Annotated in this window: 24 protein-coding genes; 18 read left to right on the forward strand and 6 right to left on the reverse strand. The window is 41.4% G+C overall.

Going from position 1 to position 21,084, the window contains the following annotated elements; all coding sequences use genetic code 11:
• Nucleotides 1–11 precede the first annotated feature (11 nt).
• From JNUCC41_RS11195 to JNUCC41_RS11240, 10 genes are all read left to right on the forward strand, one after another.
• Nucleotides 12–1,181, forward strand: coding sequence for a CamS family sex pheromone protein (locus JNUCC41_RS11195; RefSeq protein ID WP_192207638.1), 1,170 nt, complete (start codon nt 12–14; stop codon nt 1,179–1,181).
• A gap of 379 nt (nt 1,182–1,560) precedes the next feature.
• Entirely contained in the window at nt 1,561–1,851 is a 291-nt protein-coding gene (gatC, locus tag JNUCC41_RS11200; RefSeq protein WP_076372748.1) for an Asp-tRNA(Asn)/Glu-tRNA(Gln) amidotransferase subunit GatC, read from the forward strand.
• Nucleotides 1,852–1,863: 12 nt separating this feature from the next.
• Nucleotides 1,864–3,324: an Asp-tRNA(Asn)/Glu-tRNA(Gln) amidotransferase subunit GatA gene (gatA, locus tag JNUCC41_RS11205; RefSeq protein WP_192207639.1), complete on the forward strand. Its 1,461-nt coding sequence runs from the start codon at nt 1,864–1,866 to the stop codon at nt 3,322–3,324.
• A gap of 12 nt (nt 3,325–3,336) precedes the next feature.
• Entirely contained in the window at nt 3,337–4,764 is a 1,428-nt protein-coding gene (gene gatB, locus JNUCC41_RS11210; RefSeq protein WP_192207640.1) for an Asp-tRNA(Asn)/Glu-tRNA(Gln) amidotransferase subunit GatB, read from the forward strand.
• A 165-nt stretch (nt 4,765–4,929) separates the two neighbouring features.
• Nucleotides 4,930–5,472: an RNA polymerase sigma factor gene (locus tag JNUCC41_RS11215; protein WP_228467597.1), complete on the forward strand. Its 543-nt coding sequence runs from the start codon at nt 4,930–4,932 to the stop codon at nt 5,470–5,472.
• On the forward strand, nt 5,469–5,942 hold the full coding sequence (locus JNUCC41_RS11220; RefSeq protein WP_192207641.1) for a hypothetical protein: 474 nt from the start codon (nt 5,469–5,471) through the stop codon (nt 5,940–5,942). The genes JNUCC41_RS11215 and JNUCC41_RS11220 overlap by 4 nt, the downstream gene beginning before the upstream one ends.
• On the forward strand, nt 5,935–7,005 hold the full coding sequence (locus JNUCC41_RS11225; protein ID WP_192207642.1) for a hypothetical protein: 1,071 nt from the start codon (nt 5,935–5,937) through the stop codon (nt 7,003–7,005). Before JNUCC41_RS11220 ends, JNUCC41_RS11225 begins: the two co-directional genes overlap by 8 nt.
• The gene (locus JNUCC41_RS11230) at nt 7,002–7,928 is read left to right on the forward strand and encodes a hypothetical protein (protein ID WP_192207643.1); all 927 of its coding nucleotides are present in this window, start codon (nt 7,002–7,004) and stop codon (nt 7,926–7,928) included. The genes JNUCC41_RS11225 and JNUCC41_RS11230 overlap by 4 nt, the downstream gene beginning before the upstream one ends.
• Nucleotides 7,929–8,103: 175 nt before the next feature.
• Nucleotides 8,104–9,018 carry a diacylglycerol kinase gene (locus tag JNUCC41_RS11235; protein ID WP_192207644.1) on the forward strand — a complete coding sequence of 305 codons (915 nt, stop codon included), beginning with the start codon at nt 8,104–8,106 and terminating at the stop codon, nt 9,016–9,018.
• A 62-nt stretch (nt 9,019–9,080) separates the two neighbouring features.
• A complete protein-coding gene (locus JNUCC41_RS11240; RefSeq protein ID WP_192207645.1) occupies nt 9,081–9,656 on the forward strand; it encodes a GNAT family N-acetyltransferase in 576 nt (191 codons plus the stop codon).
• 44 nt (nt 9,657–9,700) lie between these two features.
• Here JNUCC41_RS11240 and JNUCC41_RS11245 read toward each other — a convergent pair whose 3' ends face one another.
• On the reverse strand, nt 9,701–9,919 hold the full coding sequence (locus JNUCC41_RS11245; protein ID WP_076372766.1) for a hypothetical protein: 219 nt from the start codon (nt 9,917–9,919) through the stop codon (nt 9,701–9,703).
• A 189-nt stretch (nt 9,920–10,108) separates the two neighbouring features.
• Here JNUCC41_RS11245 and rlmD point away from each other — a divergent pair, with 189 nt between their 5' ends.
• Nucleotides 10,109–11,479 (forward strand): 23S rRNA (uracil(1939)-C(5))-methyltransferase RlmD, encoded by a 1,371-nt coding sequence (gene rlmD, locus JNUCC41_RS11250; protein WP_192207646.1) that lies wholly within the window; start codon nt 10,109–10,111, stop codon nt 11,477–11,479.
• A gap of 494 nt (nt 11,480–11,973) precedes the next feature.
• Complete coding sequence (locus JNUCC41_RS11255; RefSeq protein ID WP_370662509.1) at nt 11,974–12,495, forward strand: YitT family protein; 522 nt, start codon at nt 11,974–11,976, stop codon at nt 12,493–12,495.
• An 8-nt stretch (nt 12,496–12,503) separates the two neighbouring features.
• Here the strand turns inward: JNUCC41_RS11255 and JNUCC41_RS11260 are convergent, their stop codons facing one another.
• The 4 genes from JNUCC41_RS11260 to JNUCC41_RS11275 all read right to left on the reverse strand — a co-directional run bounded on the left by JNUCC41_RS11260 (nt 12,504) and on the right by JNUCC41_RS11275 (nt 15,377).
• On the reverse strand, nt 12,504–13,364 hold the full coding sequence (locus tag JNUCC41_RS11260; RefSeq protein WP_192207647.1) for a DUF421 domain-containing protein: 861 nt from the start codon (nt 13,362–13,364) through the stop codon (nt 12,504–12,506).
• A gap of 30 nt (nt 13,365–13,394) precedes the next feature.
• Complete coding sequence (locus tag JNUCC41_RS11265; protein ID WP_192207648.1) at nt 13,395–13,601, reverse strand: DUF1657 domain-containing protein; 207 nt, start codon at nt 13,599–13,601, stop codon at nt 13,395–13,397.
• A gap of 234 nt (nt 13,602–13,835) precedes the next feature.
• On the reverse strand, nt 13,836–14,840 hold the full coding sequence (gene spoVAD / locus JNUCC41_RS11270) for a stage V sporulation protein AD (protein ID WP_192207649.1): 1,005 nt from the start codon (nt 14,838–14,840) through the stop codon (nt 13,836–13,838).
• Nucleotides 14,841–15,173: 333 nt separating this feature from the next.
• Nucleotides 15,174–15,377, reverse strand: coding sequence for a DUF1657 domain-containing protein (locus JNUCC41_RS11275; RefSeq protein WP_192207650.1), 204 nt, complete (start codon nt 15,375–15,377; stop codon nt 15,174–15,176).
• Nucleotides 15,378–15,632: 255 nt separating this feature from the next.
• Between JNUCC41_RS11275 and JNUCC41_RS11280 the strand changes: the two genes are divergently transcribed.
• Genes JNUCC41_RS11280 through JNUCC41_RS11290 form a run of 3 tightly spaced genes read left to right on the forward strand, consistent with a single transcriptional unit; the run spans nt 15,633 to nt 17,574 of the window.
• Nucleotides 15,633–16,028, forward strand: a complete 396-nt coding sequence (locus tag JNUCC41_RS11280; protein WP_228467598.1) for a hypothetical protein — start codon at nt 15,633–15,635, stop codon at nt 16,026–16,028.
• The gene (locus JNUCC41_RS11285; protein ID WP_192207651.1) at nt 16,025–17,302 is read left to right on the forward strand and encodes an ammonium transporter; all 1,278 of its coding nucleotides are present in this window, start codon (nt 16,025–16,027) and stop codon (nt 17,300–17,302) included. The genes JNUCC41_RS11280 and JNUCC41_RS11285 overlap by 4 nt, the downstream gene beginning before the upstream one ends.
• 44 nt (nt 17,303–17,346) lie before the next feature.
• Nucleotides 17,347–17,574 (forward strand): group-specific protein, encoded by a 228-nt coding sequence (locus JNUCC41_RS11290; protein ID WP_192207652.1) that lies wholly within the window; start codon nt 17,347–17,349, stop codon nt 17,572–17,574.
• 286 nt (nt 17,575–17,860) lie between these two features.
• On the opposite strand, the gene JNUCC41_RS11295 is transcribed toward JNUCC41_RS11290, so the two are convergent.
• Complete coding sequence (locus JNUCC41_RS11295; protein ID WP_370662573.1) at nt 17,861–18,193, reverse strand: hypothetical protein; 333 nt, start codon at nt 18,191–18,193, stop codon at nt 17,861–17,863.
• 356 nt (nt 18,194–18,549) lie between these two features.
• On the opposite strand from JNUCC41_RS11295, the gene JNUCC41_RS11300 reads away from it, so the two are divergent.
• Genes JNUCC41_RS11300 through JNUCC41_RS11310 form a run of 3 tightly spaced genes read left to right on the forward strand, consistent with a single transcriptional unit; the run spans nt 18,550 to nt 20,956 of the window.
• Entirely contained in the window at nt 18,550–19,206 is a 657-nt protein-coding gene (locus JNUCC41_RS11300) for a 5-bromo-4-chloroindolyl phosphate hydrolysis family protein (protein ID WP_192207654.1), read from the forward strand.
• Nucleotides 19,203–20,375 carry a toxic anion resistance protein gene (locus tag JNUCC41_RS11305; protein ID WP_192207655.1) on the forward strand — a complete coding sequence of 391 codons (1,173 nt, stop codon included), beginning with the start codon at nt 19,203–19,205 and terminating at the stop codon, nt 20,373–20,375. Before JNUCC41_RS11300 ends, JNUCC41_RS11305 begins: the two co-directional genes overlap by 4 nt.
• 11 nt (nt 20,376–20,386) lie before the next feature.
• Complete coding sequence (locus JNUCC41_RS11310) at nt 20,387–20,956, forward strand: nitroreductase family protein (RefSeq protein ID WP_192207656.1); 570 nt, start codon at nt 20,387–20,389, stop codon at nt 20,954–20,956.
• Nucleotides 20,957–21,084: the final 128 nt, after the last annotated feature.

A 21,084-nucleotide genomic window follows, 5' to 3' on the forward strand; every position in this document is an offset into this window, starting at 1 on the left:
GAGGTGTAGCTATGAGGAAACACTCTATTTTGGGGATGATTCTTATACTGCTTCTTGCTGGATGTGCGCCTAGTTTTGAGGATAAGCAAGAGGTAGTTCAAGACTCCAAAGACAAAAAAGAAACGGCAATTATTCCGAAGTATAAAATTTCGGAAGAATACTATCAAACAATCCTACCGTTTGAACCATCAAAAGCACGCGGTTTGGTCGTATCCAATCTAAATACCCGATATGACATTGAAGAATTCGAAAATGGATTGATGCGGTTGGCCCAAACCCAATTCGACCCGGAAGATTACCTGTTTCAAGAAGGGCAAATGCTGGATAGTTCCACGATATCTTCCTGGCTGAACAGAAAATATACCGATAGTCAGTTGAAAGAAAAGAAGATGAAGGCCTCAGAGAACCTTGGCCTGAATCCGGTTGATCCAGGTAAAGGAGACATTGATAAGCGGAATGAAGAAAACCCGATTTATCTTGCTCATATTTTAGAACATAATTACTTGGTCAAAACAAAGGATAATTCAGTGAGCCTTGGCGGGGTTGTCATAGGTCTTGCTTTGAATTCAGTGCATTACTATCAAAAAGAGGCATTCGGTGCCACCTATGAAAATAAAATAGATAGTAAAAAGCTGAAGCAAGAAGGGGAGAAAATTGCTGCAGAAGTCTTAAAAAGGCTGCGTAAAATGGACAAGCTGAAAAATGTTCCGATTACGATTGCCTTATTCGAGCAAAATGAAAAATCCTCGGTAGTTCCTGGGAATTTCATTTCCTATACAAATATTGATAAAGGCTCTGACAATATTGGAAAATGGACGAACTTGAATGAAGAGTATTTCCTATTTCCTTCTGCTAGTGCTGAAAAAAAATACCGTGATGACGTCAATACCTTCACGAACTTTAAAGAAGATGTCGAAGAGTACTTCCCTAACTTTAACGGAGTCATCGGCAGGGCGTTCTATATGGATGATCAATTGCAAAGTTTGAACATCGATATCCCGATTCAATTTTATGGGAACTCGGAAGCGATCGGCTTTACCCAATATGTTGCCGGGCTTGTAATGGAACGGTTCCCGAACTACATTGCCATACAGGTATCCATTACCTCTGTAAATGGACCTGAAGCGCTCATAGTCCGTGAAGCAAATCAAGACGAACCAACCGTGCATATATACGAATGAAAAAAGATGAAGCTTAACAGCTTCATCTTTTTTGCAACCCGCTTAAAATTCGGATCTGTTTTTTGTGAATTTCAAAATAACCTCTAACCAGGAATGAAAATATATATAGGAAGTAAACCCTTCCATCTCAGGGAACAAATGCACTTTAGAGGGAACATTTGTCGAATTTTACAGGCCTAATTGTCATTTCCCCGGAAATTCCGGCAACTTTCCCATATTTCCCGGAAAATATCTCTTTTTCCTTATGAAATAATTGATTTTCGACATTGTATCTCTTGTTGCTTTACTGTGCAATAGTTTGATATGATTTAAACGATGATTATATGGAGAAAAGCGGCGAAATTCAGTCGATTTGGATATTTTTTCGGAGGTGAAGAGAATGTCACGTATTTCTATGGAACAAGTTAAACACGTTGCCCATTTGGCTCGTTTGGCCATTACGGAAGAAGAAGCACAACAGTTTCAGCATCAGCTTGACCAAATGATTTCATTCGCGGAGCAGTTGAATGAGCTTGATACGGATCAAGTAAACCCGACTTCTCACGTTTTGGATATGAAGAATGTTATGCGCGAAGATGTCGCAAAACCGGGATTGCCAGTAGAAGAAGTAGTTAAAAATGCACCGGATAGCAAAGAAGGATATATCCGTGTACCATCTATAATTGAATAAGGAGGGACAATGATGTCGTTGTTCGAACAAAAAGTTTCTGAGCTTCATGAACGCTTACATAAGAAAGAGATAAGTGTCACTGATCTTGTTAACGAATCGTATAAGCGGATCGGACAGGTAGAGGACAAGGTGAAGGCATTTTTGACACTAGATGAAGAAAACGCCCGCAGTCAAGCAAAACGATTGGATGATCAATTGGTAAAAGGCGAGAACGAAGGCCCTTTATTTGGTATGCCAATCGGAGTGAAGGATAATATTGTCACTAAAAATTTGCGTACGACTTGTGCGAGCAAAATTTTGGAGAACTTTGATCCAATCTATGATGCAACCGTCGTTCAAAAACTACAAAAGGCAGAAACGGTTACGATCGGAAAATTGAATATGGATGAGTTTGCGATGGGTTCCTCTAATGAGAACTCCGCATTTCAAGCTACACGCAACCCATGGAACACGGAATATGTCCCAGGAGGTTCTTCGGGTGGTTCAGCTGCATCTGTCGCTTCCGGTGAAGTCCTATTCTCTTTAGGTTCCGATACGGGTGGTTCGATCCGCCAACCAGCTGCATATTGTGGAGTTGTCGGCTTAAAACCTACATATGGACGGGTTTCCCGATTCGGACTTGTAGCTTTTGCGTCTTCATTGGACCAAATTGGACCTGTCACAAGAACGGTTGAAGATAACGCTTATTTGCTTGAAGCGATTTCAGGTGTAGATCCAATGGATTCGACCTCTGCTAATGTTGACGTGCCGAGTTTTGTGAATTCATTAACAGGCGATGTTAGAGGATTGAAAATAGCCGTACCTAAAGAATATCTTGGTGAAGGCGTTGGCGAAGAAGCACGTAATTCCGTAATTGAAGCGTTAAAAGTATTAGAGGGGCTTGGAGCTGAGTGGGAAGAGGTATCCTTGCCGCATTCCAAATATGCCTTAGCTGCCTATTATTTGCTTTCTTCATCTGAAGCTTCGGCTAACCTTTCACGTTTTGACGGAGTGCGTTTCGGGCATCGTACCGATAATGCAGAAACTCTTATAGAAATGTATAAGCAAACCCGTGCAGAAGGATTCGGTGACGAAGTGAAGCGCCGTATCATGCTTGGAACGTTCTCCTTAAGTTCCGGTTATTATGATGCTTATTATAAAAAGGCTCAAAAAGTACGTACGTTAATCAAAAAAGACTTTGAAGATGTCTTTGAAAAATACGATGTCATCGTTGGGCCGACTACACCTACGCCTGCATTTAAAATTGGTGAGAAGGTCGACGATCCATTAACGATGTATGCCAATGATATCTTGACGATTCCAGTCAATCTTGCTGGTGTACCGGGTATATCCGTGCCGTGTGGATTCGCAGCGAATGGCCTTCCGCTTGGACTGCAAATGATTGGAAAGCATTTTGATGAAAGCACGATTTACCGAGCGGCTCACGCATTTGAGCAAGCAACAGATTTTCATAAACAATTTCCTAAGCTGTAAGGGGTGAAAAAAATGGACTTTGAAACGGTGATTGGTCTAGAAGTACACGTAGAATTAAAAACGGATTCTAAAATTTTCTCGGCGAGCCCAAACCATTTTGGTGCGGCTCCAAATAGTAACACGACTGTAATCGACCTAGGCTACCCAGGTGTATTGCCTGTCGTCAATAAAAAGGCTGTTGATTTTGCAATGAAGGCTGCAATTGCCTTGAATTGCGAAGTGGCGGAAATTACGAAATTCGACCGGAAAAACTATTTTTACCCGGACAATCCTAAAGCATACCAAATTTCACAGTTCGATCAGCCGATCGGTGAGCATGGCTGGATTGAGATCGAAGTGGGCGGCAAGAAAAAGAAAATTGGCATTACCCGGATTCATATGGAAGAGGATGCTGGAAAGCTGACACATAAAGGGAACTATTCACTTTGTGATTATAACCGCCAAGGTACGCCACTTGTTGAAATCGTATCTGAACCGGATATCACTTCCCCGGAAGAAGCTTATGCTTATCTGGAAAAGTTGAAATCGATCATTCAATACACAGGAGTTTCCGATTGTAAAATGGAAGAAGGCTCACTTCGCTGTGATGCAAACATTTCCTTGAAACCTATCGGGCAAAAGGAATTCGGTACGAAAACCGAATTGAAAAACTTGAACTCATTCAACTTTGTCCGCAAAGGATTGGAGCATGAAGAAATCCGCCAAGCGGAAATCTTGAATGAAGGCGGCATAATCGAACAGGAAACACGCCGGTTCGATGAAGCTACAGGCAGAACGGTACTAATGCGAATTAAGGAAGGCTCCGATGATTATCGTTACTTCCCGGAACCGGACTTATTGACAATCCATATCGATGAAGAATGGAAAGCACGTATTGCTGCCGAGATTCCGGAACTTCCGGATGCCCGAAAAAAACGCTATGTCGAAGAATTCGGCTTACCTGAATATGATGCAGCCGTTTTGACGGTAACGAAAGAAAGTGCCGATTTCTTTGAAGCGACAGTTGCTTCAGGCGCGGATGCGAAACTAGCATCAAACTGGATCATGGGTGAGGTTTCTGCTTTCTTGAATGCAGAAGGAAAAGAGCTGCATGATGTCAAATTGACTGCCGAATCGTTGGCTGGAATGATCAAGCTGATTGAAGATGGCACGATTTCTTCTAAAATCGCGAAAAAAGTTTTCAAAGAATTGATTGAAAACGGCGGGGATGCTGAAACGATCGTCAAGGAGAAGGGACTAGTCCAAATTTCCGATGAAGGCGCATTGCTTACAGCCGTTGAAGAAGCTTTGAATAATAACCCGCAATCAATTGAAGATTTTAAGGCCGGTAAACAAAAAGCAATCGGCTTCCTTGTCGGACAGATCATGAAAGCGACAAAAGGACAGGCCAATCCACAGCTTGTTAATAAAATTTTGGTGGAAGAAATCAATAAACGTTAATATTGACCGTATCACTTTTAAAGTGGTACGGTTTTCTCTTGATTAAGAAAAGAGTTACCGTGAAAAGGCGGAAAAATATTTTTGATTTTTTTTTGAGTTATCTGTAGGGGTAACTCCTTTTTGTGCGTCTATTACATGAATGATTAAAGGAAAGGAGGAAGAGAAGTGACGGATGAGTTAGTTGAAAAGGTAAGGGCTGGGAATGAGCATGCATTCCGAATGTTGATTGAAACATATAAACAGACGATTTATAGGACTGTCTATTCCGTCTTGCGGAATCAAAAGGATGCAGAAGATGTTACCCAGGAAGTCTTTATCAAAATCTACACCTCTCTTCCTCAATATAAGAACCAAGGCTTCAAAACCTGGATTACCCGAATTGCGGTCAATCATGCTATCGATCTAAAGAGAAAGAGGGAACGTCAAAAGGAAGATTTGCAGGAAGAACATTCATCGGAAGCTAATTTGGGCTTAACGGATGATGCCGAGGCCGTATTCTTTCGGAATGAAAGGCGAAAGCAAGTATTACGGAAGCTGAATGACATTCCAGAGGGATATCGGGATGTTGTATATAGCTATTACATAAAGGAAAAGACATTCAAGCAAATTGCAGAGGAACAGCAGATTCAAGTGAAATCTGTGGAGGTAAAGCTATATCGGGCAAGAAATTGGATGAGAAAACATTGGAAAGAGGAGGATTTTTCATGAATCATGTTCCTGAAGCAGAATGGGTTGCATATTTGGCAGATGAAATACCAGAGGCTCTAAAAATTGAATATGAAAATCATCTATACTCCTGTGACAAGTGTTTGTCCGCCTATATGGAAGCGATGGAAATAGAAGAAATCAGTCAGGGCATTGAAGGATTTGATATTGATATTGCAGGTCCTGTCATGGACTCGATTAGCCGATTGAAAGTTGGCTCTGTTGAAGGGGAAAAGCAACACCGAAAAGAGAAATCACTTCGGACGATAACAAGACATTACCTGATTGCTGCCGGGTTTACGATCTTATTGATGGCAGGCGGAGTATTTCAATCATTGACAGAATACATGGATTCTGTGGAATCAAGCAGTGAAAAGGAAACGCAGTCCTTAACCGAGGGACTTATTGATAAAACATTTAATTGGATGGAAACTATCGAAAAGAAAAATAAGGAGGGGTTTAGAAATGAATAAAAGTCCGGTTTTAGCTTTTTTATTATCTTTTCTGCCAGGTTTCGGACATTTTTACCTAGGAAAGAAATATAAAGGGTTATTTTATTTTCTTGCCACGGCTGGATTGGGGCTTGGTGGTCTTCTTCTTTCGTTGATCAGTCAATCGGATGCGTTTCTGGCTTTTTCCATTATTGGAATGGTGTTTTATTTCATCAGTATATTTGATCTGGTGGTCACCTCACTGAGGAACCCTAAAAGTGAAGAGGATGTAGGGGGAATGGCAGATCAGCCGGAAACGGAAAGATTTTATGTAATCATCCTATCATTCGTTCCTGGATTAGGGCATTTTCAGCTGGGCCTCATGAATCGTGGACTTATTTTTCTCATAGGCTTTTTAGGCCTTGGCATCATGGTGATATTTATCAGTGTGATGACACAAATGGAAGGTCTGTTAATTTTCATGGCACTATTGCCTGTTATCTGGATTTACAGCTTTTTTGATTCTGTTCAACAGCTGAATAAAAAGCAAAGGGGTGAGGAGCTTATCGATCGGACCGTTTTGGAAGATTTCGAGGAGAGGCGGGAATCCGGGAAGAAGAGTAAATCGGTCGCGACTTTATTCGCTATTTTCCCTGGTGCAGGTCACTTATATTTGGGGCTGCAAAAACGTGGGATACAATTGATGGCCGGCTTTTTATTCGCCATTTATATACTGGATTTACTCCGGTTAGGCTTCTTCTTTTTCCTTATTCCGATTATCTGGTTTTATAGTTTTTTTGATGGATTGCAAAAAGCCTCAAAAATGGAAGAGGGTCCAGTAGAAGATACGCCCATCATTTCTGGAATGGTCAATCATCAAAAATGGGTAGGATTGGGGTTGGTGGGACTTGGAATCTACTTCTTGGCCAGTAATATAATCGTCCCGGCCATTGCCCCTCATTTAGATGAATGGATTGGAAGCAACTTGGAATACTGGTTTAGAGATTATTTTCAAAAAGGGCTTGTATGTATCCTTCTTATAGGCGGGGGAATCAAATTGCTGTCGGGAAGTAAAAAAGGGAGAGCCAAGGAGGAGACAAAATGAGAACATGGAGAGTCGGAACGATTTCAATGGGGATCTCCCTGGTTGGTTTGGGTTTGGTTTTACTGGTTTCTCAAATTGCGGATATGAATTTGACGACGATTCTGCTATCATGGTGGCCGTTGCTGTTCATTATCTTGGGTGGAGAGATTCTACTCTATATTTATTTTTCGAGAAAAGAAAGTTCTTTTGTAAAGTATGATATTCTTAGCATTCTTTTCGTGGGATTGCTTGGAACGACGGGAATAGTTTTAATTCTGCTAACATCAAGCGGATTGATGGATCAAGTCAGGGCTGCCGTGAATAGTGAAGAGAAAACGGTCAATTTGCCTGGTTTCAATCAAAACGCAGGGAAAGGCATACAGAGAGTTGTCCTGGACTCTGGTACATACCCATTGACTATTGAAAGTGGAAATGACGGAAAAGTTTCCGTTTTTGGAACATATGGTGAGCGGGTAATGAAAGATGCTGATACGTTGTTGAAGAAGGCGGAAGATTATTTACTCGTTGAGAGAAGTGGTGATACGCTTTATATTAGCTTCAAGGATTTGCCGAGTCAAAATGGACTTTTGGACAGTGGTGCAAAGAATCTTAAGGCAACTCTTATAATCCCTGCTGAGTTGGCAGTGGAGATAGACGGACAAAGTACCGATCTTGTCTTGAAGCCTAGAAAACTCTTGAATGACTGGAGTGTGAAGGATAGCGGAAATCTAAGTGTATTCCTTCAGGATAATAGTGATATCAAGATAGATGCTAGAGGGGTCGAGGAATTTGAGGGTCCAAAGAATGGCTGGAAGATGACTGAAGTGAAAGAAGAAACAAGTGAAGAAGGCATTGTAAAGAAGAATGGGTTATTCAATATGGGTAAAGGGAAACATACTTTAACGGTTACCGATACATTTAATGTGAATGTTCAATATCCATGAAATCATTTACTAGAATAAAATTGTAAAAAGCATTATAATTTCCCTGATACGATTTCTGGTAAAATGCAAAAGATACGGACCGAAATACGGTCCTCTTTTTTTCGAATATTGCTTTTCATGTAACGAAGGATTAAGATGTAAATTATGGAATCAATATGTATAAGGATGATGGGAAATGAAAAGAGCAAGGTTGATTTACAACCCGACTTCGGGCCGGGAAGCCATTAAGAGAAGCCTGCCAGGTGTGCTAGCAAAACTTGAAGAAGCTGGTTATGAAGCTTCTGCACATGCGACGACCGGCGCTGGGGATGCGACGAAAGCGGCTAAGATAGCGATTGAACGCGGCTATGATATAGTTATTGCAGCAGGGGGCGACGGTACGATTTATGAGGTTGTTAATGGACTGGCCACTGCAGAGAAACGTCCGAAACTAGGAATCATTCCGACGGGAACGACTAATGATTTCGCGCGGGCGCTGCATTTACCGAAGACGATCGAAGGGGCGGCGGAAATTATTGCCGGTGGGCATACGATGCCAGTCGATATTGGAAAAATGAATGATAAGTATTTCATCAATATTGCTGGCGGAGGCAGATTGACCGAATTGACCTACGACGTGCCGATCAAGCTGAAAACCATGCTTGGTCAGCTAGCCTACTATATTAAAGGAATTGAAATGCTTCCTTCAATTAAGCCGACGGAAGTTTCTATTGAATATGATGGAAAGATTTTTGAAGGAGAGATCATGCTTTTCTTGGTGGCTAACACAAATTCGGTAGGCGGCTTCGAGAAACTGGCTCCTGACGCCTCTTTGAATGATGGGATGTTCACGTTGCTTATTTTGAAAAAGGCAAACCTCGCAGATATTGTCCGTGTCGCTACATTGGCAATGCGCGGTGAGCATATCCATGATAAGAATGTCATTTATGAAAAAGCCAACCGAATTAAAGTACATGCCAAAAAGGACATGATGCTTAATTTGGATGGGGAATTTGGCGGGATGGCCCCAGCTGAATTCGTAAATCAGTACCGCCATTTTGATGTATTCATCCCGCAAGGAATACTGCCGGACGATCCGGCAAATAAATAGGGTGAAAGGGCCGCTGAATCTGGTGGCCTTTTCAGTTTAATAAAGCAAGGAGAATTGCAAACATGTATATCAGGAAAGCGACACCGGAAGATGCGGACAAGGCAGCCGTATTGACCCGGTTAGCGATTAAGGAAATTGCAGAAGTTTTGACAGGCGAAACGGAAGAAGAAAGAATACTTTCCGTTCTTGCTGATTTGTTCAGGAAAAGCGGGAATCGGATCAGTTATGAAAATACCCTTGTCAGTGAACATGATGGACAAGTATCTGGATTGATCATTGCTTACCATGGCAAGGATGCCGAAAGTTTGGATGAACCGATAGTGAAACAATTAAGGATGAAAATGAAAGACCCTAGCGTTACGCTCGATAAGGAAGCGGAAATGAGGGACTTTTATTTGGATACTGTGTCCGTTGACCCGAATTTTCAAGGAAAAGGAATTGGTAGTGCACTGATTCAATATGTAGAGGGGTACGCTAAACAGAAGGGATATCCAAGAATTTCTTTAGTCGTTGAAAATGAAAATGAAGCGGCGAATCGTCTCTATAGCAGATTAGGATATAGGGAAATGAAGACCATTTCGATTAGCTCCCATGAATTTCGCTATATGGTGAAGAAAATAGAAGAACCCCCTGTTTAACAGGGGGTCCTTTTTAGTCATTTGAAATTTGGCACTGAATGCGATTACATTTGCTGCCCGTTCATGGCTGCCCAATCAGAGTAAACTCCGGTGCCATTACAGCCGGGACAGTCGTGTATATCGGAAAAATGATATTCCGTAGGTACGAAGGAGCTGTATCCACGTCCGTAACAATCTGGACAGAGGCCTTTTTCCTCCATACTTGCTCGGTGTTTTTCTAACCTTGTAGCATTCCAGGCTGATATAGAGTTAAATAAACCCATTTCCTCACCTCATCTGTTTTTCCTTATTTTTCATTTTTTAATGAACTTTTATACATGGAACTATGAAAAATCCGTAATTCCTTCCACTATATTTTTATGAAAACAAGAGTAAATTGGTGAGTGGTTTTGTGGCAAGGCCTCTATTGTGGTAAAATACAGGCTAGCATAAAAAAGAAAAGAGAAGATGATATGAAAAAAACAGCACCGGTTGCTAAAAATGATATTATAGAGGTTTTATTTGAAGATTTAACACATGAAGGAGCTGGCGTCGCTAAAGTCGATGGCTACCCGATCTTTGTTCAGAGCGCCCTTCCAGGTGAAAAAGCAAAAATTAAAGTGATGAAGGCCAATAAAGGTTATGGCTTCGGACGCTTGATGGAGATTATCGAAAACAGTCCTTACCGGGTTGAGGTCACGACTGAAGATTACCATAAATACGGTGGTTGTCAGCTGCAGCATATGAGCTATGAAGGACAGTTGGAATTCAAGGAAAGGCAAGTGCGTGAAGTGATGACACGCATTGGGAAACTTGAGGATGTGAAGGTTCACCCGATCATCGGGATGGAGAACCCGACCCATTATCGTAATAAGGCGCAAGTCCCTGTTGGTGAAAAGGATGGCAAGCTAATAGCAGGGTTCTTCAAACCGCGGACACATGAAATTGTTGAAACGAAAGAAAGCATTATCCAAAATGAAGTGGTCAATGAAGCCGTTCAAGTTGTTAAAGAAATTTTCAGTAAGCTTGGTATCCCTGCTTACAATGAAGAGGCACATAAAGGTGTATTGCGGCACATCATGGCCCGTTATGGCAAGCAAACAGGTGAATTAATGATCGTTCTCGTTACAAGAACGAAAAGTATTCCTTTCATCGAAACAATCGTGAAGGAAATCGTTGAACGTCTTCCTCAAGTGAAATCCATCGTTCAAAACGTGAATTCCAAGAAAACGAATGTTATCTTAGGCGATAAAATGACTGTACTATGGGGCGACGAAGTTATTCATGATATGATCGGTGATGTGAAATTTGCGATATCAGCAAAATCATTCTATCAAATCAATCCGGACCAAACGAAAGTCCTTTATGATAAAGCTCTTGACTATGCAGGGCTGACTGGTGAAGAAACGGTGATTGATGCCTATTGCGGCATTGGAACCATCTCTTTATTTTTAGCTAAAAAAGCGAAAAAAGTAATCGGTGTCGAAGTGGTCGAAGAAGCGATAGATGACGCACGCCGCAACGCTGAATTGAATGATATCTCAAATGCTGAATTCATGGTTGGCGATGCAGGTAACGTTATTGCTGAATGGTATCAAAAGGGCAACACTGCAGATGTCATCGTTGTGGATCCTCCTCGCAAAGGTTGTGAAGAGTCCCTACTGAATACGATCATCGAGATGAAGCCAAATAAAGTCGTATACGTATCATGCAACCCAGGCACTCTGGCGCGTGATCTTCATATCTTGGAAGAGGGTGGATATAAAGCAGTTGATATCCAGCCTGTCGATATGTTCCCAATGACGACACATGTTGAAAATGTAGTGTTATTAGAATTGAAATGATGGAATGGGGCCCGGTCTAAATGACCGGGCCCTACAGTTTTTTTGGCTTGTACAATTTGAACATTGATTTCCGCTCCAGGCACTCGCTTTCCGCGGGCAATCAGGGAGCCTCCTCGGCCTGCGCTTGCGGGGGGGGGCTCCCCCAGACGCGCTTTTTTAAGCAGAAGTCTCTCATACCCGCTCCAATCCACTTTGTTATAACATTTATAGATAGAAACCATACCCTGAGAAGTTGAAGGTGTTGCTTTGGGGCAGATGGTTCGGGAACATCATGTGATGAAAGATATGTGGTCCGAACTCCTTTTACCTATAAATTGTGGGTCTCGGTCAATGACCGGACCCTTTTTCGATTGAAGTGAAAGGAGGGGGATTTTTTTTTGAATGGATATTCTTGACGCTCTGACTTGGACATATAGTAAGGATATATATAATGTGAGGCAGGTGATTTTATTAATTTTCAAAAAGCGTTTGCTGTAATTGTTGGTAGCTTTTTGGTGGGTATAGGAATCAATGGCTTTTTAGTTCCGCACCATTTAATAGATGGCGGCGTTATCGGGATTGCACTCATCCTTCATTATTTCTTTGGGTTTCAAACAGGGCTATCCATGTTGATCCTCAGTATTCCCATATTTTTATATGCCTGGTACTATGAACGGTTTTTTTTCTATAGCAGTGTTCACGGATTGCTTCTGACATCCCTTTTTATGGATTGGCTTAATCCATTGAAAAAAGTCTTTTCCATGTCGATACTAACAAGTTCTTTGATTGGCGGTGCCATCATAGGGATGGGGATAGGTCTCATGCTTCGATATGAGACAAGCAGCGGGGGAACGGATATGTTAGCCAAAATTATCTCGAAGTCTACTTCCATGGATATTGCATTGGCGATTATCGTCATAGATACACTAATCATTTCAGCTGCAGCATTCACCTTAGGTATCGAAATTTTTCTTTTTTCATGTGTGACGATCGTCATCATTGGACTGGTCACTTCGCTTATGAAAGTGAGGAAATGAATATACTATCAGTTCCTTAAGATATAGGCCACTTCATCTATTGCCCTTTGCAGCTTTTCGCTATTTTTGTTAAACATCTCTTTAGCTTCCTTTGATTCAGTTCCAAGTGCAAACAACTCTAAGTCCGCTTGGCATTTTTTCAAGGTCGCGAGCAAAAGAGGTTTTTCTTGGGGAGAAGGAACTTTAAGTTTATCATCAAAAAGGTCCACGGTTAATTCCCCGTTGGAATTAGCTTGACCAAGAAACACATTATCAAGGATTACACCCAACTTATCCAGTTCAGTATGAAGCCAATTTCGGTTCAGTCCAATCGTGGAAAGCGGTTCATCAAGTATGTTGCCATCCATAATGATGGTTTGTGGCTCCTTTACTGCAGCCACTGACAGGTTAAGGTCCTTAGGTGTTATAGGTAGATTTTGCTTCTTTAACATTACGGAAAAATCCCCGTTGGCTTCCAATAAGGCAAACTCAACTTCAGAAACATCGAAGACATCTTTTTTCCGGAGCAATGCCAATAATTCATCGATGGTGTATTTCTCTTTTTTTAAATTATCTTCCATGACTTTTCCATCTTTGATGAAAACCGATGCCTTTCCTTCCACAAGATCACGGAATGTTTTACTTTTTAGGGATATTGATCCCGCAATGAAGGGTGCTATGGCAAAAACAAGAATGGACAGTACACCATGTATAACATTGCCCTCAACTTTCGTAGCTAATTCTGCCCCAACATTACCAATGGTTATACCCGTTACATATTCAAAAAAGGAGAGCTGGGACAATTGTTTTTTTCCTAGCACTTTTGTGATCACAAAAAGAACAATTAAAAAGAATAATGAACGTAAAACAATTTCTATCCAATCCGGCATTACCAAACACCTCCTGCTTGATCATTGTATTTAAAAACCTTTATATTGTGGTTCTTCCCGTTCTAACTCTCCCACGCGCTTCTGTACATCCTCCATAACTTCATTCACCACCAGCATCGTTTCATGTAAGATGCGTTTAGATTCATCATCTTCAGTCCGGAGTGCTAAGCTGGATAAGCCTGCTTCAACTCCTTTAAGGCTAGAGACACATTGTTTTACATTAGAAGCTATTGTCATACAGCATCCTCCTCGTCCTTTGGCTCTTAATATAATGGCTTGTAACACTCCGAGGTTGTTTTTCCCGGCACAGGTTACTTCAATCGTGCCAGTGACAACAACCGATCAATCCATGCTTTTCCGCATCCGCTAACGCTCCTGAAAACAATGTCTTCAGCCGCGAATCCTCATTCCGATGAGCAGGCACTTCAAACCATATATGACCCGATTACACAAGTGAATCATGGTTGTCACTCATTCATATTCAATCGAAACGGCATGGGCTATGCATGGGATCGTCTCACTTTGTTGAAAAGATAGGGGAGATAATAAGGCGCCGGTAGCCACGACGAGCAATCGTTTTATTTCTCCCTTTTTCATGCGATTCAATAAATGACCATAAACGACGGTTGCTGAACATCCAGGGCCACTTGCCCCGGACAAGACCGGTTGACCATCCCTGTATATCATTAAACCGCAATCTTTATATTGCTCTTCTTTAATCGGCGTACCATGTTTTTCAAATAATGCCAGAGAAACTTCATGTCCAATCTTCCCTAAATCCCCGGTCACTATTAAATCATAATAGGATGGGTCGAGGTTTCGTTCTCTTAAATGAGCTTCAATCGTATCTACAGCAGCTGGTGCCATGGCACCGCCCATATTGAAAGGATCAGTCAATCCCATGTCGATGACACGGCCTATCGTAGCTGAAGTGACCCTAGGGCCTTCCCCGGCACTACCTAATAAAGCTACCCCTGCCCCCGTAACGGTCCATTGGGCTGTTGGAGGTTTTTGCCCTCCGTATTCAGTCGGATAGCGAAATTGCTTTTCTACTGCGGCGTTATGACTTGATGCTCCTGTCAATAAGTACTCTGCCCCTTTGGTATTGACAAGGTATGCACCAAGAGCCAGTCCCTCCATGGAGGTGGAGCAAGCACCGAATAAGCCGAGATAAGGTGTTCCCAGTGTACGACAGGCAAAACTCGTAGGGGTTATTTGATTGATAAGGTCGCCACCAAGGAAAAAGTGAATCTGTTCCTTCTGAAGACCCGCCTTTTCTATTGCTTTTGTACTCGCTTCTTCCAATAAGACTTTATGTGCCTTTTCATAGGTATCTTGATTTATCCATAAATCGGAATGGAGTAGATCGAAATCATCCGCAAGCAAACCTTCTGCTTCAAATGGACCGCCAACGGTTCCTGTGGAGATGATGACAGGCTTTTGATCAAACACCCATGTGCGATGCCCCGTAAGCATTATAAACCCCTCCATTGTAGAGTATTGTCAGTGCTAAGATTAAACCTTGGAATAAACATAGATCCTTGAGTCAATTCCTTTTGAAATCCTTTTATTAAGGTCTTACGAAAATTTGTAAGCGTATGAATTAATAGCTTCAGCGACTTCGTCCTGTTTCATTAGCTTTAGGCTTGATTGCCTGCAATTCGGTCAATTGGATTGCTTCTATGTAACCCTAGGTATATTCAAGCCCTGTCCTTTATTAAAGAAAAAGAATGGAAGGCTTCATTCTCCTTATGGATTAAAGATATAAAAAAGGCTGGTTGCTTTAACCAACCTTTTTTATATGAATGATTATTGTTTATATTGAGGTTCCTCGCTTTGAATCTCTTCAATGCGAGGTGTGATGCTGTCCACGATTGTTTGTGTTTGTTGGGCAGCTTGTTGGTATAGCTGTTTGGCTTGCTCATTATCTGTGGATAGAGCGAAGGTTTCAAAGCTCGCTTGAGCGCTTTTTAGCCCTGCTATAGTTGTCTTAACATCGCTTATTACTGTCATGTTGTATGAACCTCCCTTTTTTGTAACTGCCTTATTAGAGTACGGAAAAAATGATTATCTATACTTTCCAAATTTCTCTAGGAATTGAGTTAATCAAACGTTTGATTAATGGAAAGGAGTGTAGTTAATCTCTCTCCATTTGATACGCAAATCGTTTCATTGTTTAATTATTGACTGAATTCAGAATTATTAATATAATTACAGAAAACATAACGTGATTACGTGAGGTGATATAACATTTATATTCGGGACGATTTGAATAGTAGAGTTGTTTTTGAAATTTCATCTGATGAAGTGTTAAAAGGCTTGCTATTTTATAAAAGCAAACAGGAGTCGGAAATTGAATCGATCAAAGGTAAAATACATAAATATGAGCAAAAACGAAGGGCTGAGGAAGCTTGGTATCAATCCCTATCACCATTTAAACGTTTTTTTACAGGGCGTGCCCCAAGTCATCACCAGGCCGTTGAGCATTTGGTGAATGTTAAGGATCGATATAAAAAAATTGAGATAATAAAACAGAAGGTTGCTTTTTTAAATCAGGTGATCGGTTTACTCGAAGCTGAAACGGAAAAACGGGAAATGAATTTACCATCAGACATCATTAAAGAAATAATGGACTGGCAGAAAGCGGAGGGAACGCCAAGATGACTCTAGAAACGTTAAACACGGGATTGGATACGGTTTGGGTGGTTCTGACAGCAGCCATGATTCTATTAATGGAGGGCGGGTTTGCTTTATTGGAGGCGGGGTTCGTCCGTACGAAGAATAATGTGAATATCATCATGAAGGTTTTTGCTGATATTACGATCGGCACGCTTTGCTATTTCGTCGTTGGTTTTGGCTTAATGTATGGAACCGATGTATTTGGAACCATTGGGGCAAGTGGCTTTCTTCTGAAAGGCGATTTGTCGCACATCGACCTTACGATTTCCATGGATGCATTTTGGTTATTTCAAGGGGCATTCGTCATCGCCGTTATTTCAATAGTTTCGGGAGCGGTTGCGGAAAGGATTAACTTTCGGGCGTATCTTATTTTTGTTGTAATGATGACGGCATTCATCTATCCGATTGCCGGTCACTGGGTATGGGGGGGTGGCTGGTTAAGCGGGTTGGGCATGCAGGACTTCGCAGGGTCTGCGGTCATTCATGCACTAGGTGGTTTTTCTGCACTTGCGGCTGCCAGTGTAATCGGTCCGAGAGCAGGTAAATTCACTTCACGGGGGACTAGCTCCATTTCACTGCCGAGTAATCTTCCACTGGCATCTGTCGGGGCATTCCTTTTATGGTTTGGCTGGTTTGGATTCAATGCAGGAAGTACCTTGCAGGCTACAGATGGACGCATTGGCCATATTGCCATTGTCACGATGCTCTCAGCAGCATCAGGGGGAGCGGTGACCTTGCTTTATACACTATTTAGATATAGACGCTCGGATGCTCCTTCCGTCATCAATGGCTCACTTGCAGGTCTTGTCGGGATTACAGCTGGATGTGCATTCGTTAGTGATCTGGCAGCATTACTGATTGGATCGGTTTCTGGAATGTTGATGTTGGCTGCGACAAATTGGTTGGAAGCCCGAAAAATCGATGATCCTGTTGGTGCCTTTCCCGTTCATGCGGCATCAGGAATGTGGGGTGCTATAGCGGTAGGGCTTTTTTCCACTGAAAACGGATTGTTTGCAGGTGGGGGATGGCATTTGCTCGGAGTTCAAACGTTAGGATTAGTGGTGTTATGCATCTGGGGCTTTTCAGTGACATGGCTCGTTTTTAAAGTGATAAATGTTTGGCTGCCTATTAGATCCACTGAAGAAGAAGAAGAACTTGGGTTGGATATCAGTTATCATGGCATCATGGCCACACATACCTCACCGGAGTTCATCAAGGTAGAGGACTACTATAATCAAGATGAAGAATTGACAAGGTAATGTCCATAATACGATGGTAGAATCAAGTAAGAGGTGAATTTTAAATGGGTGCATGTAATCTTAATCATTCGCAACAAGATGTCAGGCTGAAATTTGAGAGTCAAAAGGCATTTTTACCAACCGAATTGAGTCGAACATTAGATCGATATCTTGAAAAAGGGAATTCGCAAGAAACATTGAATGAACTTTTTCATCTATTGAAAAAGTATGACTTGTCTACCCAGGAGGAACAGGAATCTAGAAACGAAAAGTTGAAACAGATCATGCTGTAAAAGAGAAAGAACGAGAGTGCAAGTATACTCTCGTTCTTTTTTTGTTTTTTTATTATGGAATCTTCTGTTAAATGTTTAAAGGATTCCGCGGGAATGTGGCTGACTCCTATTTTCTTTTAAACCAGAGCATCAGTAATTATAACTACTTATTTGATTAATCATTTTAATTTAAAGTTTTAATCAATCGTTTGATTAAAACTCATGTACTGGCTGACTAACAGAGCCTTTGATAAAAGCAAGGAGAAAGTAAAAAGGCGGGAGCCCATAAGGCGCTCCTGCTATTTCTTTAAAAACCATCATCTGTTGCGGTGAAGGGGATGTTAAGGTTTCGTTCAACGGCACGAAGTCTTTGATTTAGTCGATTCAGCCTATTCATTTGACGTTGATCATTTTGACTCAGTCTGGTTATTTCCTGGTTTACACGGTTCACTTCTCGATTTATTCTTGTAATTTCTTGGTTCTGCCGAGTGAGTTCCCTTGATTGACGCTCGTTTTGACGCTCAAGTTCCCGGACTCTTCTTTCAAGTTGTTGAGGCTGCCTTTCAACGTCGAATTGGTCGGGTGCCTGACTATATGGATTTTCTTGTACCTGCTGAAGGTTCCAATCTTGCTGTGGCATGTAATCAAATCGTTCAGGCTGTTGGAAATATGGGTTATAATTAGGCTCAAAGTACTGGTGATTTCCATTTTGTTGTGGAAAAGGGTAAAATCCGTATGAATTCATCGTCAACTCTCCTTTTTAAAATTCGGGATGGATACTTTATAACTTATGTAAGTTCCGATGAAGTGACTAGGCGTTAGCCCATACTCGGGAGAAGAGTTAATTCACAGAAAAAATTTCAATAAATTTGCAGAAACCATCCGGTTCCTATATCGTTTAGGATAGGGGAAATTCTTTTAACTCCATCTTGAAACCAATCCATGGGATAATCCGTATATATATATAAAAGAGTGTAAGTCAGGAGTGTAATGATTATGAATCGATTTCTTGCTGATATTGTTCCGATATTGATTGCATTTCCAATAGTTTTGCCGATTTGGATGATTAGCTATTTTGCATTGAACCAACCGTTTGCCTTATCCGTTGTCATTTCTTTAGCAGGAGGGGCGCTTGCATACTGGCTAAGTTCCGTATATTTTTCATCAAGATACCTCAAAAAACATGAATTGACGAGAAAAGAATATCAATATATTAAGAAAAATTTATTTGAAGCAAAATCAAAGATATGGCGGGTTCAAAAAGCATTAATCTCGGTCAGGCATATCTCTTCTTTTAAACAGAGGAAGGATATGATTAAAATGATCAGAAAAATATATAGTCTGACAAAGAAAGAACCGAAGCGATTTTACCAAGCGGAACAATTTTATTACTCGCATCTGGATTCCGCCATGGAGCTTGCGGAGAAATATGTTTTTTTAGCACAGCAGCCAAAAAAGAATAGGGAACTCGAACTTTCCTTAACAGAGACTCGCAAAACTTTAAAGGAACTCACTAATACGATAGAAAAGGATTTATATAAAGTTATTGCCGATGATATTGATCACCTTAACTTCGAATTGGATGTTGCTAAGCAATCCATTGAAACTAGAAAAGAGTCACAAGTAATTGATGAAAGCAGGAGGTTAAAATGAATAACAATGATCCAAACCTGTTGAATAAAACGAATAATGCCAGTTTGATCGATGATCTTTTAGCCAATCCATTTGATGGGGTGCAGGAGCTGGAGAAAGTATCTTCCCAGGAAGCGAAACCGGTTAAACTGATTGATGTCATTCCTGAAGAGAACAGGGCAAAGGCATATCAGCTTGCCGAACAAATCGACCCAACCAATCATCAGGCGATGATATCCTATGGTACACCCGCCCAATCAAAGCTTCTGACCTTTTCTAATTCCATGCTTGAGCATGTCCAGAAAAAAGATGTGGGTGAAGTGGGCAACATTATCAGTGATTTAATGAAAAAGTTAAACGAGCTGAGCCCGGATGAGCTAAAACCGGATAAGCCCTCTTTCTTTGCGCGTATGTTCGGGAAGCTCTCGGGATCTGTACAGGAAGTGCTATCCAAATATCAAAAAACTGGTGCCCAAATTGATCGAATCAGTGTGAAACTCGAGCGGAGCAAGAATATCCTGCTATCGGATATCGTAATCCTTGAAAAGCTATATGAAACGAATAAGGATTATTTCCAGGCATTGAATGTCTATATTGCAGCCGGGGAAATTAAACTCGAAGAAATCCATGGGAAAACGATTCCGGAGTTAAGGAAGTCCGCTGAATCGAGCAATGATCAAATGAAGTTCCAGGAAGTCAATGATATGCTGCAATTTGCTGAACGGTTGGATAAAAGGCTTCATGATTTGAAATTGAGTCGCGAAATTACGATTCAAAGCGCACCGCAAATCAGGCTGATCCAAAACACGAATCAGGCGCTGGTCGAGAAAATACAATCTTCGATCATGACAGCCATCCCCCTTTGGAAAAATCAAGTTGCGATAGCATTGACCTTAATCAGGCAAAGGCATGCAGTAGAAGCACAAAAGCAGGTTTCCAAAACTACAAATGACTTGTTATTGAAGAACTCTGAGATGCTGAAAACGAATACCATTGAAACGGCAAAAGAAAATGAGCGCGGACTTGTCGATATCGAAACATTAAAGAATACCCAAGCCAATTTGATTTCCACGCTTGAGGAAACCATGCGGATTCAAGAAGAAGGAAGGCATAAACGCCGACAAGCCGAACGGGAATTGGCTACAATGGAAAATGAACTGAAACAGAAACTATTGGAGATAAAGGGATAAGGGGAGATAACATGGAAACCATCGAGGCTATAAAAACGAGAAGAAGCATTGGAATCGTCAAGCAAGATCCGGTACCTAAGGAAATGATCGAGCAAATCATTGAAGCTGGAACGTATGCCCCTAATCACCATCGAACGGAGCCTTGGCGCTTTTTTGTAATGACAGGAGAAGGAAGAAATAAACTTGGAGAGGTATTCGAAGAAATCACAAGAATTGAAAATGCTGATGATACTCCTGAAAGTTTAATCAGCAAGCTTGAAAGGCAAAAAAAGAATCCATTAAGGGCTCCAGTCATCATCGCAGTGGGCATAGAGCCTAGTGATAAGAATAATGTCCTCGTGGCAGAAGAATATGCAGCAGTGAACAGTGCCATTCAGAACATGCTTCTTGCAGCACATTCCCTAGGTCTGGGAGCGGTATGGAGAACGGGAAAAATAACTTATCATGAAAAGGTCCGTGAATTTTTTAATTTATCCTCAAAAGGAGAAGTATTGGCTTTCATATACTTGGGTTATCCTGATATGGAGCCGAAACCTGCCAAAAAAACACCGTTTGATGAATTGACCACGTGGATTGGATGAAGGGTTGAGGGGCAGCTGCATCAGTGGATACACACTGATGCAGCTTTTTTTTGCCTTCGATAAGGATGCCTTAAATCTGATTTTGATGAAAGGGATTTGGATTTGACAGGCTTCGTTTCAAGTGACGA

The organism is Brevibacillus sp. JNUCC-41, from assembly GCF_014844095.1.
Classification (GTDB): Bacteria; Bacillota; Bacilli; order Bacillales; family DSM-1321; genus Peribacillus; species Peribacillus aracenensis.